The 490-nt window shown below is 56.7% G+C and carries 1 pseudogene; it reads right to left on the bottom strand.

The annotated features are described in order from the left end of the window. A pseudogene (locus DVK06_RS17350) lies at positions 1-288 on the bottom strand (hypothetical protein); the annotation flags it as partial. Between the last annotated feature and the right edge of the window lie 202 nt (positions 289-490).

The following is a 490-nucleotide window of genomic DNA, read 5'->3' on the forward strand; positions in this document are numbered from 1 at the left end:
CAGCGCGTTGTCGTGCGGACGACTCCGGGCAGCACCCGGCGACATGCCGCCTCCACCGGGAAGCGAGGGCATCATGCCGCTTCGACTGCCGAGGACCAGCAGTTCGTAGTACTCGAAATGACCGTAGGTCTCACACAGCTCCTTTGCGAACCCTCGCCACGACCCGACCAGCGACTGCTGACGACGGTCGAAACTGATGAGTACGAGCGTCTGGTCCCCTTCGAGGTCGTCGGGAAGGACGACCTTCTGACCACTCGTATCTCGAGACGGGAGGCGAGGGAACTCCATGGATTAGGCGAACCCCCATTGGTAGTTAAGTCTAATTGCCGATTCGAAAATATATCGCGCCATCAAGAATGTATCCACAGCGGTGATGACGCGGAAACACATTGCCAGTTAATTGGCGTTCATACAGCATAAATCTCCGGGACTGAGTCTCAGCCCCTATAATTAGGTTAGTGTTCGTAGCCGGTGTCGAACAGTTGGGCCG

This window comes from Halorubrum sp. Atlit-28R, from assembly GCF_003665955.1.
GTDB classification, from domain to species: Archaea; Halobacteriota; Halobacteria; order Halobacteriales; family Haloferacaceae; genus Halorubrum; species Halorubrum tropicale.